The following is a 13,396-nucleotide window of genomic DNA, read 5'->3' as shown; positions in this document are numbered from 1 at the left end:
GATATACGGAGCCTGTGATGAGTCGATTCATTCCCGTCAACCGCCATCAACTTTACGTGCTACCGCCTTCGGTGGACGAATGGCTGCCGGAGGCTCATCTGGCCCGTTTTGTTGTCGAAGTCATCGAGCAACTGGATCTGAGCCAATTAACCAGCCGTTACCAGGGACGCGGCAGTGCGGCCTATCATCCCTCGGTGTTGCTGGCGCTCCTGGTGTACGGTTACGCCACCGGCGTGTTTTCCAGCCGTAAGATCGAACGAGCGACCTACGATTCGGTGGCGTTCCGTTTCCTGTCCGCGGATACGCATCCCGACCACGATACGCTGGCCCATTTCCGCAAAACCTTCCTGATCGAGCTGGAAGATCTGTTCGTCCAGGTCCTCAGCCTGTCCCAAGCGATGAAGTTGGTGACACTGGGGCAAATTGCGCTGGACGGTACGAAAGTGAAGGCGAACGCCTCCAGGCATAAAGCCTTGTCCCACGGTCACATCGAAAAGCTGGAAGCGCAGCTGCGGGACGAGGTCCAGGTCTTATTACAAAAGGCCGCCGAAACCGATGCGGCGGACGACCGCGACGATCTGGACTTGCCGGCCGAACTGGCGCGGCGTGAAGACCGATTGAAAGCCCTGCGCGATGCCAAAACCCAGATCGCCGAGCGGGTCAAGCCGCACGATGAGCAGGCACAAAAGGAGTATGAGGCGAAGATTGCCCGCCGGGAAACCGGGCGGCAGGCCGGCAAAAAGCCTAGAGGGCCGGAGCCCAAGGCCCCGGAAATAGGCCCCAAGCCTGACGACCAAATCAACCTGACCGACGAAGAATCTCGCATCATGCCCAGTCATGAAGGCTTCGTGCAAGGCTATAACAGCCAAGCCGCCGTCGACGCCGACACGATGCTGATCGTCGCCACCCGCGTCACGCAACAGACCAACGATAAGCAACAAGTCGAACCGATGTTGGCCGAGCTGAAAAAACTCCCCGAGACGTTGGGCCAAGTCGATGCCCTGCTGGCCGACACGGGCTACTTCAGCGCCGCCAACGTTCAGGCTTGCGAACGAAGCGGCATCAAACCTTTGATCGCCATGGGCCGCGACAGCCACCCTGTGCCCCTGGCTGAATATCTGGCGGCCGACGCGCCGAAACCCAACACCGGCGACCCGGTGGAAAACATGGCCTGGTACCTGAAAACCCGCGAAGGCAAGGCCCGCTATGCCAAGCGCAAATGCACGGTGGAACCCGTATTCGGGATCATCAAGCAGGTACTGGGCTTTCGCCAGTTCTCGCTACGCGGACTGGACGCGGTAACCGGGGAATGGAAGCTGGTGGCGATGGCGTTTAACCTGAAACGGATGTATGCGCTGGCCGGGGCATAAGCCCCGCCGAACTCAATGATAGGGTTGCATGCCGTCGAATAACCCAAGGGGAGCGCGTCTACATCAATTCTCAAGACCGGCTGAGTAACTTTACGACAGCTTGAGGGCTTCGATCATTTGGCTGACGCCAAATTTTCGGCTTAAAAAAACTTAAGTCCGACGGGCTCCTAGGATCAATTAATCGGTGATGATTCTGGTTTTAGGGATTTGGCTTAGCATGCACATTTGGCAGACTTGCGGGTACTTACAGCCATGAATGACCAAATAGGGCGTATGGCAGGTCGTACAGCAAGGTAATTCAGCGAGTCCGTCTCTCAGGGCTTCGACGATAATCCAGGCTTCATCGAAATTTGCAGGCCGTATGCGGCCAAACGGCCGGCGTTCCTGAATATGGTTTGGGTAGAATTTACAAAAAGTGTCCCAGGCAAATACCATGGCATTCAGGTCTATTTCCGCTCTGATAGCGCCTGAGCAAGCGCTTCGATAGATTGAAGCAAATAGGGCCATGTAAAGAAACGACTCGCGTGACTGCGGCATTGACGTAATGCTGGGGATCAGTCCCGCCACTGGGCTTTCGCGGTGCAGCGAAAAGTAAAGGTTACACAATTCTTTGGGGCGCAGGGTTTTGATGACCCGGCTGGCCAATTTGGTACGCAACTTTCGTTTCAGTAATTGATAGGCCCAATACTGATCTTTGAGTCGAGCAGCAAAAGAGCAATGGTTGCTCATGACTCTGGTGAATGGGGGGACAAAAGCGTTAGGAGTTCGACAGTCCGCGCGGCAAGTGCTTCGGGGTCTTCGGTTTTTTGGACGTCTAGGAATTTGCTCCATTTGTGGGTGTTGAAACGGGGGGCAAAGGTTAGGCAATCACTTCGAGCCAGGCTCTTCAACTGTTCGAGTGGCATCTTTCTGAGCAACGACACCGCTTCGGTCGTGAGACCTAAGCAGAACATGGCTTTCTGTTCGCTGCCGGAAAAAATTAAGGATTGAGCGACGATGAGGTAGTCGAGATTGAGTTTGTAGAGATTTTCGTCCATTCAGGAATCCTTGATGGACTAAAGAATCGCTCGGATCTGATCAGCCAAGGCAATCACTTTTTGCCCATACTGGATGGCGGCCGGCTCGTTTTTCCAACTGTAATATCGGCCTATGCCATGTGCAAGATTGTCAGGCACTGATTGGATGGCCTCGGAGAGTATGCTTGCGCCGATTTCGAGATTGGTGCCTGGTATCAAGAGTTGCTCTGGTTTCGCAACACGGTGGCCATGCCATCGCAGATTCACCTGCATAATGCCGACGTCGATATTGCGCTTGCCTTGCTCCAACATTTGATTGAGTAAGGCTTCTGCCTCCTGCTGACTGCCGGGAATAAAGACGTTGCCTGCGTTATTGATGGCCCAGGGCCAGGGTATGACTCGATTCTGTGCGCCGTTTTTTCGCGATTCCGTGAGCGCAACGGCATACAGAATATAGGGATCAATGCGATGCCTACGACCTACTTGCCCCCACAGCGTGTTTTGTAATTTAGTGTTTGATGCCAGGGACTGTTGGCTGTTGCCATTCGCTTGAATGGAATCAGCAGCCATTGATTCCATGGGTTGGCTGATGATGCAAAAGCCGCCCATCATGCCAATCCGAAGATGCTTAACAACGTTTTGAAATGGAAACTTATGCTTAAGATTTTTTGAAGGAACAATGAACATCGCAAGCTCGCCATAATGGTCTTGAGGCGAGTTTACGACGATGCCAAAAATTCTATATGTTCGAAAAACCACTCTTTAAGCTGTTTTTCGCCCATCCTCTGAATTTGGCCTTGTTTTTTTACTTAATCTTATGAACGGAAGGAATCCTTGTTACCCGGAGCGCCCCTATCATACTGACCGTCAAATAGGTGAAAGACAAACCATCGTTCTACAACCCAAGCAAGCCTCGATATTGACCAGACAGGAATAGGAACGGCGGTTTTTGGCGGGTAGGTTGCGGGAGATGGTTAGGTTGAATGATAGGGGCTGTTGCCTTTTTACATCGGTAACCATGTAGTGGTCTAATAAAAATGGACACCCAGATAAATGCACAAGCCAGGGCGATAGCACCTTCAAAATTGCGTTTTAGTTTGTCATATCGGGTGGCAATAGCTCTAAAATGTTTCAGTCGCGCAAATACGTTTTCAACGAGGTGGCGATATTTATAGAGACACCAGTCCATTTCCTCATTCCCGACTATTGAATTTTGTTTTCTTGGGATGATGGGGACTGTGCCTTGGTCTCGAATTTGAATCCGTAACGGCTCGCTGTCATACCCTTTGTCTGCAATCATGTAGCCCGCCTGGGGGAGTTTGGCCACAAATTCCGGCGCTTCTTTGCAGTCATGTACTTCGCCCCCCGTAATCGAGAACTGGATGGGAAGTCCACCGGCATCAACCGCCATATGGATTTTGGTCGTGTTGCCTGCGACCGATTTCCCGATGGCTGTTGGATTTTCATGGGCGCCGCCGCTACTGTGTTGATGGGCTTTAATAATGCTGCCATCAATAAATAGCCATTCCAAATCAGGCTCAATCACTAGCGCCTGAAAGATACCCCTCAGCTTTTCTTGCAGTGACCAGGCATTGAAGCGCTTGTACGCGGCATTCCACTTGCCAAAAGCGACGGGCAAGTCTCGCCAAGGGCAGCCAACACGCAAGCGATAAAAAATCCCTTCGACCGTTTGCCGAAGACCGGGTTTGTCGTAAATGCTGAAACTCAACATAATCGTTTTTAGCTTTTCCCAGTGGGTATCTGTAAGCAGTTGGCGTGGCATTCGCTAGCTATCGTTTGATTGAAAACTCAATCAATATGGCTCGCCAATCGATTTTCAAAGGGATTATGACAAAATGGCAACAGCCCCCAATGAAATTGCAGAGATGAGCAAAGTCGTTGATATTGTCTGTCGCTAACCGAAAACCGTAGTGACGGGGGGCTGTTTTTAGTCGACCGATAAGCGATTGACGCCGCTAAACAGTGCGCCGGGCGACGCGGTCAGACTGCAAGCCGACGGCCTCATCAGCAAACAGGAACTGGCCGACCGCATAGGCCTGTCGGCATCACCCTGCCTGCGGCGGGTGCGAGCGGTGGAGGAGGGCGCCTGAGCGTCGGCTATCGGGCCTTGTTGGATGCCAAAGCCTTGGGTCTGACACTGATGGCCTTGAGCCACATTCCGATAGACCAACACACGTCGGAACGTTTCAACACATTCGAGGCGGCGGTTGCCGGCATTCCCGGCGCGACCGTAGCTTCTTGTTACGGCGGGTCGTGGATAAGACGGCGTTTCCGGTGGGGGGTGGGCCATGATCATTCCGAATCCACTGCTGGGCAGAGTTTGCAAACATGGCAAATCACTGACTCAAACCGTTACACAAAAAATGAACGCCGCAATTATCATTCAACGCGCAACTACTTCCAATGCAAGAGTCTGCCTTCGCGTAGGCTCAAGGCAGCTCTGTCAAAACGTTTGACTGCAATCGGCTCGCCTAATACCATCCACCCACTAAAATCAGCTCCGGTAACAGCCTCAAAGCAGCAAACACACGGCTTGTAATCTTGCTGGCCGACTAATTGATGACCACCCCTTCAAGGATCAGATGAAAACCTATTTGACTTGTTTAAGCGCGATATTGCTTTTGCTCAGCGCTTGCGCCGGTTCGCCGCCGCTAAAATCGAATAACGTAGCACGCGGCGATTACAGCTACCTCAAGACTCATCTAACATGGTTGATTGAACAGGAAATGTCCGAACAGGACGTGGAAGGTTTGAGTATTGCCGTGGTCGACGATCAGCAGGTCGTTTGGGCGCAAGGTTTTGGTTATGCCGATCAAGACAACCGGATTGTCGCCACACCGGAAACGGTTTATCGAACCGGCTCCATCTCCAAGCTCTTCACCGATACGCTGGTCATGCAACTGGCGGAGCAGGGCAAGCTGGATATTGATCAGCCGCTACAAACCTATCTGCCGAATTTTGCCATCAAAAGTCGCTTCCAGGATGCCGGACCGATAACGCCGCGCAACATCATGACCCATCATTCCGGTTTGCCGGGTGATAGAGGCAATGGCATGTGGACTAACAACCCGGCGCCGTTCAGTCAGCTGGTCGACACGCTGAAAGACGAATACGCCGCCTATCCGCCCAATCGCATCTGGGCCTATTCGAATCTGGGCATCACTTTATTAGGGACGATGTTGGAACGGCTGACCGGCGAGGATTTCAGCCGTTATGCCGACCGGCAGCTGTTAAAACCGCTTGGTATGACCAATGCGGCATTTGCGCCGGGCATATCGGGAGAACTGACTTCCAAAGCCTATAAGAGTGATCAGGAAAAGGCCGAAGTGGCACTGCGCGATATGCCGGCCGGCGGCTTGAATGCCGATGTTTTGGATCTAAGCCGTTTTATCGCCATGGTCTTGGCGGACGGCAAAGCCAATGGCCGGCAACTATTGAAGCCGGAAACCCTAAATGAAATGCTGCGCCAGCAAAACCAGGATGTGGCGCTGGATGTGGGCAATAAAATCGGTTTGGGCTGGTTCTTGACCAGCAAGCCCGGTATCGGCGATGTGGCCGCACACGGCGGAGCAACGCTTTTTCACCGTAGCCTGCTGACGGTGCTGCCGGAACACAAGCTAGGCGTGGTCGTGCTGGCGAATTCCCCGCCCACCGGCGACTCGATCGACAAAGTCACCGATAAGGCACTAAAACTGGCGGTTGCGATAAAAACCGGCCAGCCGCTGCTGGAGGACGCCGAAACGCCTGAAATCGAAACACGCGGCTTAACCGCGCAAGAGCAACAATTGGGGGCAGGGCAGTATGCAACCGCGTTAGGCTACATCAAGTTAACAGCCGATGGCGACACCTTGGTCACCGAACTGAACGGCAGCAGTATGGATTTGGTCGGCAGGGACGATGGCAAATTCGGCATTCGCTACAAACTGCTGGGCTTGATTCCAATACAACCAAAGCAGCTGGCCGAGGTTGGCTTGTCGATACGGCATGTCGACGGCCATGATCTGGCGTTGGCCCATTGGCACGGCCAAACCTTTGTATTGGGCGAGAAAATCCAACCCGTACCGATTCCCGCCGCCATGCGTAGCCGTCTGGGTGAATACGAGATTGTGAATCTTGCCGAAGGCGAGGCGATGGTTCCGGAAAAATGCGCGCTACGCGAGCGGGACGGTTTTTTGATGCTGGAGTATTCCATTCCCACATTCGACCTGAATAATCTGACCCTCCCGATTGCACCGGTATCGGAAAACGCCGCCGTCATTCTTGGGCTGGGGCGGGGCATGCAGGAAACCGTGCGGCTGGAGACGATTAATGGTCAAGAATTTGTGGCTTATTCCGGGTATTTATTGCGGAAGAAATGAGCAAAACCTTTAGGATTAACAGTTGCCAGTTAGGGTTTAATGAGTGTTCTCAAGCTTGCCATCATCCAGCAATAAGGTATGCCGATGAGTGAATTTATCGCCTATCTGCCCGAAATGTTCGAACTGTTCGGCACCATTCAGATCCGTAAGATGTTTGGGGGCTATGGTGTCTACCACGATGGCTTGATGTTCGCGCTGGTGGCGGACGATACTCTGTATCTCAAGGCGGATGCCGAGAATGCCAAATTTTTCGAGGAACAGGGGCTTGCGCCATTCGAATATCAGCGGGAAGGCAAAATGACGAAAATGTCATATTACCAAGCGCCGGCCGAGTTTATGGAAGACCGGGAGCAGGCCGTTCTGTGGGCGCGGCGCTCGTACGACGCCGCGCGTAGAGCCCAACGTAAAAAACGCAAAAGCAAAACGGACACGACAGTGATACGTCATTTAGACTGATTCAGAACACCTAATATCGAATAATGTTGAACCCCTCTTCCTGCTGAGGGGCGACGAAGAAACTTGTGATTAGGTCAAATTCGGTATCAGCCACTACAAAAGCGTGAGTGCCAGACGCGTTTCTCGCACGTAAACGTGTCAAGCATTTGTCGTCCGATACATCAAGAAAATGCAACACATGCCTTGATTCGGCTCTGTCGATAAGAGATCTCATCCATTTTCGGTTTGCGACGGTGTTGGCTGGAAAATCCAATACCACGGACACACCTATTCGAAGCAAATCGGTCACGTGTGGACCGATCGCGTCACGCAAATTCGAAGCACATCGAACATAGTCCGCCACAGTCTTGATGTCGTCTGGATATAGATGTACAAGCCAAGTGTCCTCGCTGAGGATCACCGTGTCCGGCGTCTTGGCCAGTTCCTTTGCCAATGTCGATTTGCCAGAGGCGATTTTTCCGCAGAGCAGATGCAATGTTGGCAGTAGCTTTGGCATTTTATATGGCTCCCAGTAAGTCAGTGCCATACGAATTATCGATAACACAAAGCCACTTGCCGACAGGGTCTTCCCGAAAGACATAGGTGGCGCGCCTTGACATGCAATTCGCTACACCGGCAGCATCCGCCGTTTCCAGAACGGTTTCCATGATCACTAGAGCCGTATTTCCGCTCTGAATGACATGCATCGCGCCTTGTTTGACCACAAGACTATGGTTGAAATATTCGGTGATCGCGAGGAACGCCTTATGGATTTGTTCCTTGCCTGTAGCAATCAAGCCTGGCTTGATGACGAGCGTTGCATTGTCTGCGTAGAAAGCCATCAAGGTAACGAAGTCCTCTTCAGTGATTGCTTTGTCAGCAGCTTCGATAATTTGTTTAAGTGGATGGTAAGCCATATCGATCTCCTTGGTAGGTTAAGGCACCAAGAGACAGGCAATATTGAACCCGCCTCAGGGCGGGTTGCAGTAGAAAGTAAACGTGCTAACCCACCATTGTTGAAATGGTGGTAATAATAGCCAGCAGGGTTGGGAGGACGTTAATCATGATGGGATGCTAACAGAAGCTATAGTGCCGATCAAACGATAAACTAGCTGAGCATTTTTAGTAATTCGAATCTGCGTGCAATAAAACAACGCTAACAGATCGAGCCGCAGTTAGTATTGCTGGAACTAGCGGAACTGGAACAGGCCGTGCGGACCTATCCCTTTCCCGACGCGGAAACCCAGCCCGATACATTGCACCTGAATTTTTTGCTGTCCGCACCGGCCAACCCCGACCTGGCCGCGCTGGCTGCCATCTAGAAAGACAGCGAACGGTTTAGTCTGATCGATCTAGTTTTCTACCTGCATGCACCGGAAGGAATCGGCCGCTCGAAACTGGCGGCCCAGGCCGAAAAGCGCCTTGGTGTGGCGATGATCGGCCGCAATTGGCGAACGGTTTGCAAGCTCGTCGAACTGGCGAGAAGCATGACACTCCCAAACGCCGCGGATCGATAAGCCAAGTGCGAGACGGCATTTGGTTTACCCGCGCATTCGTCATGTGCTTGCCCAGTGCATGCGGCCGCTCGGGCTCGTTCCCATTTCTTAACGTTTGGTTGGCAAATTCGGCGAATTTGTCGAGAACTGATGCCGCCGTGATAATTTCGTGATTAGATTTACGGCTCCGCTTGGCCGATAATCAGCTTTATTTTGTCTAAAACCGCCAACCATGCCGCCTACGAAACACCTGCTCCTGGTCGAAGACGATCCCGACATTGCCGGCCTGCTGGCCGCCAATTTGCGCGAGGAAGGCTACAGCGTGGATTGGGCGGCCGACGGCGAGGCCGCGCTGGCCGCGATTGCCGGCAATCGTTACGACTTGTTGCTGCTGGACGTCATGCTGCCCGGTGTGGACGGCTTGGAAATTTGCCGGCGGGTGCGGGCTGGGCCGGTTTATACCCCCATCATCATCGTCAGTTCCAAATCCAGCGACGTGCAACGGGTGGTGGGTTTGGAAATGGGCGCCGACGACTACATCGTCAAACCGTTTGCATTGGCCGAGGTGGTCGCTAGAGTACGGGCGCTGTTGCGGCGGGTGGCGGCGTTGAGTGAACCCATCGCCATTCAAGCAGATGCCGTTCTGGTCGCTCACGGTTTGCGGATCGATGTGCAAAGCCGCACGGTGGTTTTGGACGGCCAAACGCTGGCGCTGACCGCCCGCGAATTCGACTTGCTGCATTTCTTCGCTCGCCATCCGGGCCGTATGTTCACCCGGCTGGAACTGTTGAACCAGGTCTGGGGCTACAACCACGACGGCTACGAACATACCGTCAACTCCCACATCAATCGCTTACGCGCCAAAATCGAAGCCGATCCGGCCAAACCGGCGCGAATACTGACGGTGTGGGGCGTTGGTTACAAGTTTGCCGAAGCGGACACCGCCGACGCATGACGCTGAGCTTCCAAAGCCGCATCGCTCTATTGTTCGCGGCGCTGTTCGTCGCGGTGCAGGCGCTGACGGTGGCGTGCATTTACGTGGCGGTGCGAGACAACCTGTTGCACCAACTCGACCAGGACTTGCGCTACGCCGAGCAAGCCTTCCGGCAACTGCTGGTCGAACGCGCCGAACGAGTCGCCGGCGAGGCCGGCTTGCTGGTCGCCGATTTTGGGTTTCGCAGCACCGTCACCGGCGGCGACCCGGCCACCATCGCCTCGGCCTTGGAAAACCTGCTGCTGCGCATCCACGCCCAACGCGGCTTGTTTATCGATCCACAATTTCAGGTGCTCGCCGATAGCGCCGGCCAGTGGCAAGGCCAGCCGTTTCCGTATGCGCAAGCCTTGGCAAACACCGACGCCACCCGCTCACTGGTCTGGTTCGGCGTGTTGGACGGCCGCTTGCAGGAATGGGCGCTGGTGCCGGTGTCGGCGCCGCTGCCGGTGGGCTGGGTGGCGGTGGCGCAGGCTGTCGACGAGCAGCGTATCGCCCGATTTCGGCAAAACTCGCTATTGCCGCTGCACATCGGTTTGGCCGAACTCAGTGCCGACGGCGGCCGCCTGCTGGCCGCGTCGGCACCGGACGCGGCCCTGGCCTTGCTGCACAGCTCGACCAACCGGGCGCTGGCGGCCACGGTCGATACCGCGCAAGGCCGCTACCTCGGCCGCATACTGACGTTGCCGGCGGCCGGCGGCGATCAAGGCGTCGCCGCATTGCTGCAAATCAAGTTCACCGATGCCTTCGCCGGCTACCGCCATATGCTGTTACTGGCGGCCGGGGTGTTGCTGCTCGGCCTGTTGACGACGCTGGCTGGCAGCGTGGTCATCGCCCGCAATCTGTCGCGGCCGCTACGGGCCTTGGCCGGTGCCGGCGAACGAGCGGTCAACGGCGATTTCGCTGCCTCGCCGCTGACCGGCCGCAACGACGAATTGGGCAGACTGGCCGATACCTTCGTTCGCGCCGCCCAACTGGCCGGCCAACTGGGCGAACTGCGCCAAAAAGACCAGGAACGCCGCGAGTTGGTGGCTTCGATGTCGCACGATTTACGCACGCCGTTGGCTGCGTTACGCGCTTTTCTCGAAACCATGCAGCGCAAGGCCGATACCTTGCCGGCCACCGAACAGCAGCATTTTCTGGACACCGCGCTGCGCCAGACCGAAAAAGTCAGCCGGCTGGCGCAGGAACTGTTTGAACTGGCCAAGCTGGAATGCGACGACGCCAGCCTGAGTCCCGAGCCCTTCAATCTCGCCGAATTGCTGCAGGACGTCGCCCAAAAATACCGGCTGCAAGCCGAGCAGCGCGGTGTCAGCTTGCAAGCCGAACTGCGCCCGGACTTACCTCTCGTCAGCGCCGACATTGGCCTGATCGAGCGCCTGCTGACCAATCTGATCGACAACGCCTTACGCCACACCCCACCCGGCGGCCGAGTGCGGCTGGACGCCTGGCCGGCGCGCGGCCGGATAACGGTGGCCGTCCGCGATACCGGCATCGGCATCGCGCCGGAATATCTGCCGACTTTGTGCGATTGGGACTCACCGCTGGCCCGCCGTGCCCGCGCCGACGGCGGCGGCTTCGGGCTAATCGTAGTTGGCAAGATCGCCCAGTTGCATGGCGGCCGCTTGCAAGTGGATAGCACCCTGGGTGTCGGCAGCGAATTTCGCTTCGACTTACCGCTGGCTGATTCCACACGCACCGCGACAGGCAAATCGTAAACATGCTGTTATTGGCCGCTCGATTCCCGGTCCCGCCAAGCTCGTTCCCGCAGCAGCGGCAAAGCTGGAAGCCACCCTGCCTAATGCAGTCGCTTCTTCTGCTGACGCTTTTCGGTTTGATGATGCAGATCTGCCGAGCCGACGACGGCCAATTTCCGGAAGTGACCTGGCACGGCCTGCTGGACCTGCGCTACCAACACAGCGACGCCGCGCCGGGCGAGCTGGAGAACGGTCTTGGCAAACTGCGCGCCGGCGGCGAACGCGACCGCTGGAGGGTAAACGAAGCTGCCGCCACGTTGCAGGTGCGGTTGGACTGGGATTCGATGCTGAACGCCACCGTCAAATACGCCGACCGTCAATCGACACCGCTGGACTTGACCGAAGCCTATCTGGCCTACCGGCCGGTCGGTGCCGCCGGCTGGCGTCTGGCCGGGCGCTTGGGCATGTTCTTTCCGCCGATTTCGTTGGAAAACACCGGCACCGCCTGGAGCAGCCCGTACACGCTAAGTTCGTCGACGATCAACGCCTGGGTCAGCGAGGAATTGCGTACTTTCGGCGGCGAGTTACGTGTGGATTACCAGACCGAAGCCGGCGACAAACTCGGCGTGTTCGGCGCCGGTTTGGCCAACAATGATACCGCCGGCCTGATGTTGGCCTGGCGCGGCTGGAGTTTGCACGACTTCGAATCCACGTTGACCGGCCGCCTGCGTCTGCCGGAAGGCATCGCCATACCGGCGCTGTTTCCGAAGCAGGCCAAGGCCAGCCAGACCTTCGTCGAAGTGGACGGCCGCCCCGGCTTTTACGCCGGCATCGCCGCCGAACGGCCCCAGCGTTACACCTTGCGCGCGCTGTATTACGACAACAACGCCGATCCGGCCGCGCTGTCCGCCGGCCAGTACGGCTGGCACACCCGCTTCTGGAGTTTGGGCACCAAAGCCGAATTGCCCTGGGAAACCACTTTGATTTCACAAGCAATGACCGGGCGAACCAGCATGGGCGAATTGCTTGGCGATTTGCGCGCGGTCGACGTCGGCTTTTGGTCGGCATCCTGGTTGCTGAGCCGGCCGCTGGGCGATGGCCGTTTCAGCGTGCGCTACGAACGCTTCGGTAGCGACGAACGCGATTACCTGCCGCAAGACCGCAACGGCGAACACGGCCAAGCCTGGACCGTCAATTACAATCTGACCTTTGCCCAGCACCATCAATTGAATGTCGAATTCAGCCGCATTTTCAGCGCCCGTCCGGCGCGCCAGGAACGCGGCGAAGCCGCTTATCAGGAGGACACACTGTGGCAAGTCGCTTACCGGCTGTTTTTTTAACGGCCTGGGCCGCCGTCGCGCCGGCTGCGGAATTGGCGGGTAAAGCCTTAGCCGGCGGCCGGCCGTTGGCCGATCTGGTGGTCGCCGCCCAAGCCTTGGATGCCGCCGGCCGGGTCAAAGCGCCGCCGGCGCCGGCGGCCATGGCCTTGGACCAGAAAAGCCGCGAGTTTGTCCCGCACGTGTTGGCGGTGCGCAGCGGCACACCGGTGTATTTTCCGAACAGCGACGCGATCAAGCACCACGTCTATTCGTTTTCCGCAGCCAAGCGATTTGAGATCAAGCTCTATAGCGGCGTGCCGCGCGAACCGGTGCGCTTCGACCAGCCCGGCATCGTCGCGCTGGGTTGTAACATTCACGATTGGATGCTGGGTTACGTCTACGTCAGCGATGCCGATTACCTTGCGGTTTCCGACGCCGAGGGCCGCTGGACGCTGGATTTGCCGGAGGGCCGCTACCGCCTGAGCTTTTGGCATCCGGACGCAGCCGAACAAACGGCCGAGCAAATCGTCAGCGTACCGGCCGGTGAACTCGCGGTGACGGTGGAATTGAAAGCCCGCTTCCCCACCGGCAAGCCGCCAGCCAGCTTGCAAAATCAGGGTTACGGCGACGGGTTTTGATGCGGTGCGAAGCTGGAGTACAAATCTAGTTTTGCACTCCACTGCGTTGAAGCGA

General features: G+C 56.2%; 14 protein-coding genes and 1 pseudogene. 8 read left to right on the top strand and 7 right to left on the bottom strand.

The genetic code is table 11. The features are described from left to right. The first annotated feature begins 17 nt into the window (after nucleotides 1-17). Nucleotides 18-1,370: an IS1182 family transposase gene (locus tag ACWAU0_RS18945; protein ID WP_458137589.1), complete on the top strand. Its 1,353-nt coding sequence runs from the start codon at nucleotides 18-20 to the stop codon at nucleotides 1,368-1,370. A 177-nt stretch (nucleotides 1,371-1,547) separates the two neighbouring features. On the opposite strand, the gene ACWAU0_RS18940 is transcribed toward ACWAU0_RS18945, so the two are convergent. The 5 genes and pseudogenes from ACWAU0_RS18940 to ACWAU0_RS18920 form a co-directional block, all read right to left on the bottom strand. Beyond that, nucleotides 1,548-2,099, bottom strand: a complete 552-nt coding sequence (locus ACWAU0_RS18940; protein ID WP_033159612.1) for a FlhC family transcriptional regulator — start codon at nucleotides 2,097-2,099, stop codon at nucleotides 1,548-1,550. Next, on the bottom strand, nucleotides 2,096-2,407 hold the full coding sequence (locus tag ACWAU0_RS18935; protein ID WP_033159611.1) for a flagellar transcriptional regulator FlhD: 312 nt from the start codon (nucleotides 2,405-2,407) through the stop codon (nucleotides 2,096-2,098). Before ACWAU0_RS18935 ends, ACWAU0_RS18940 begins: the two co-directional genes overlap by 4 nt. A gap of 18 nt (nucleotides 2,408-2,425) precedes the next feature. After that, nucleotides 2,426-3,073 (bottom strand): transglycosylase SLT domain-containing protein, encoded by a 648-nt coding sequence (locus ACWAU0_RS18930; RefSeq protein ID WP_101053523.1) that lies wholly within the window; start codon nucleotides 3,071-3,073, stop codon nucleotides 2,426-2,428. Between the two features lie 349 nt (nucleotides 3,074-3,422). Beyond that, nucleotides 3,423-4,169 (bottom strand): annotated as a pseudogene (locus ACWAU0_RS18925) (IS5 family transposase); the annotation flags it as partial. 165 nt (nucleotides 4,170-4,334) lie between these two features. After that, a complete protein-coding gene (locus ACWAU0_RS18920) occupies nucleotides 4,335-4,697 on the bottom strand; it encodes a hypothetical protein (RefSeq protein WP_458137588.1) in 363 nt (120 codons plus the stop codon). A 292-nt stretch (nucleotides 4,698-4,989) separates the two neighbouring features. Between ACWAU0_RS18920 and ACWAU0_RS18915 the strand changes: the two genes are divergently transcribed. Both ACWAU0_RS18915 and ACWAU0_RS18910 read left to right on the top strand, forming a co-directional pair. After that, entirely contained in the window at nucleotides 4,990-6,765 is a 1,776-nt protein-coding gene (locus ACWAU0_RS18915) for a serine hydrolase domain-containing protein (RefSeq protein ID WP_033158714.1), read from the top strand. Between the two features lie 84 nt (nucleotides 6,766-6,849). Further along, nucleotides 6,850-7,221 carry a TfoX/Sxy family protein gene (locus tag ACWAU0_RS18910; protein WP_033158739.1) on the top strand — a complete coding sequence of 124 codons (372 nt, stop codon included), beginning with the start codon at nucleotides 6,850-6,852 and terminating at the stop codon, nucleotides 7,219-7,221. A 10-nt stretch (nucleotides 7,222-7,231) separates the two neighbouring features. Here the strand turns inward: ACWAU0_RS18910 and ACWAU0_RS18905 are convergent, their stop codons facing one another. Next, entirely contained in the window at nucleotides 7,232-7,717 is a 486-nt protein-coding gene (locus ACWAU0_RS18905) for a P-loop nucleotide/nucleoside kinase family protein (protein ID WP_033158713.1), read from the bottom strand. 1 nt (nucleotide 7,718) lies between these two features. Continuing rightward, the gene (locus ACWAU0_RS18900; protein WP_033158712.1) at nucleotides 7,719-8,117 is read right to left on the bottom strand and encodes a YybH family protein; all 399 of its coding nucleotides are present in this window, start codon (nucleotides 8,115-8,117) and stop codon (nucleotides 7,719-7,721) included. Nucleotides 8,118-8,381: 264 nt separating this feature from the next. Between ACWAU0_RS18900 and ACWAU0_RS18895 the strand changes: the two genes are divergently transcribed. From ACWAU0_RS18895 to ACWAU0_RS18875, 5 genes are all read left to right on the top strand, one after another. Beyond that, nucleotides 8,382-8,522: a DUF1697 domain-containing protein gene (locus ACWAU0_RS18895; RefSeq protein ID WP_165385959.1), complete on the top strand. Its 141-nt coding sequence runs from the start codon at nucleotides 8,382-8,384 to the stop codon at nucleotides 8,520-8,522. Between the two features lie 406 nt (nucleotides 8,523-8,928). Next, nucleotides 8,929-9,651, top strand: coding sequence for a response regulator transcription factor (locus ACWAU0_RS18890; RefSeq protein WP_033158711.1), 723 nt, complete (start codon nucleotides 8,929-8,931; stop codon nucleotides 9,649-9,651). Next, nucleotides 9,648-11,405, top strand: coding sequence for an ATP-binding protein (locus ACWAU0_RS18885; RefSeq protein WP_051670389.1), 1,758 nt, complete (start codon nucleotides 9,648-9,650; stop codon nucleotides 11,403-11,405). Before ACWAU0_RS18890 ends, ACWAU0_RS18885 begins: the two co-directional genes overlap by 4 nt. 83 nt (nucleotides 11,406-11,488) lie before the next feature. Beyond that, nucleotides 11,489-12,724, top strand: coding sequence for a hypothetical protein (locus tag ACWAU0_RS18880; protein WP_523070825.1), 1,236 nt, complete (start codon nucleotides 11,489-11,491; stop codon nucleotides 12,722-12,724). Further along, nucleotides 12,694-13,341: a methylamine utilization protein gene (locus tag ACWAU0_RS18875; protein WP_051670387.1), complete on the top strand. Its 648-nt coding sequence runs from the start codon at nucleotides 12,694-12,696 to the stop codon at nucleotides 13,339-13,341. The genes ACWAU0_RS18880 and ACWAU0_RS18875 overlap by 31 nt, the downstream gene beginning before the upstream one ends. Nucleotides 13,342-13,396: the final 55 nt, after the last annotated feature.

This window comes from Methylomonas sp. Uni0009 (assembly GCF_054188105.3).
The sequence above is the reverse complement of the archived record's forward strand: the minus strand, read 5'-3'. Positions and strand labels throughout refer to the sequence as shown.

Bases quoted from the DNA above. Each gene is read 5' to 3' on its own strand.
- ACWAU0_RS18945 (WP_458137589.1), top strand. From the start codon at position 18: ATGAGTCGATTCATTCCCGTCAACCGCCATCAACTTTACGTGCTACCG.
- ACWAU0_RS18940 (WP_033159612.1), bottom strand. From the start codon at position 2,099: ATGAGCAACCATTGCTCTTTTGCTGCTCGACTCAAAGATCAGTATTGG.
- ACWAU0_RS18935 (WP_033159611.1), bottom strand. From the start codon at position 2,407: ATGGACGAAAATCTCTACAAACTCAATCTCGACTACCTCATCGTCGCT.
- ACWAU0_RS18930 (WP_101053523.1), bottom strand. From the start codon at position 3,073: ATGTTCATTGTTCCTTCAAAAAATCTTAAGCATAAGTTTCCATTTCAA.
- ACWAU0_RS18920 (WP_458137588.1), bottom strand. From the start codon at position 4,697: ATGGCCCACCCCCCACCGGAAACGCCGTCTTATCCACGACCCGCCGTA.
- ACWAU0_RS18915 (WP_033158714.1), top strand. From the start codon at position 4,990: ATGAAAACCTATTTGACTTGTTTAAGCGCGATATTGCTTTTGCTCAGC.
- ACWAU0_RS18910 (WP_033158739.1), top strand. From the start codon at position 6,850: ATGAGTGAATTTATCGCCTATCTGCCCGAAATGTTCGAACTGTTCGGC.
- ACWAU0_RS18905 (WP_033158713.1), bottom strand. From the start codon at position 7,717: ATGCCAAAGCTACTGCCAACATTGCATCTGCTCTGCGGAAAAATCGCC.
- ACWAU0_RS18900 (WP_033158712.1), bottom strand. From the start codon at position 8,117: ATGGCTTACCATCCACTTAAACAAATTATCGAAGCTGCTGACAAAGCA.
- ACWAU0_RS18890 (WP_033158711.1), top strand. From the start codon at position 8,929: ATGCCGCCTACGAAACACCTGCTCCTGGTCGAAGACGATCCCGACATT.
- ACWAU0_RS18885 (WP_051670389.1), top strand. From the start codon at position 9,648: ATGACGCTGAGCTTCCAAAGCCGCATCGCTCTATTGTTCGCGGCGCTG.
- ACWAU0_RS18880 (WP_523070825.1), top strand. From the start codon at position 11,489: ATGCAGTCGCTTCTTCTGCTGACGCTTTTCGGTTTGATGATGCAGATC.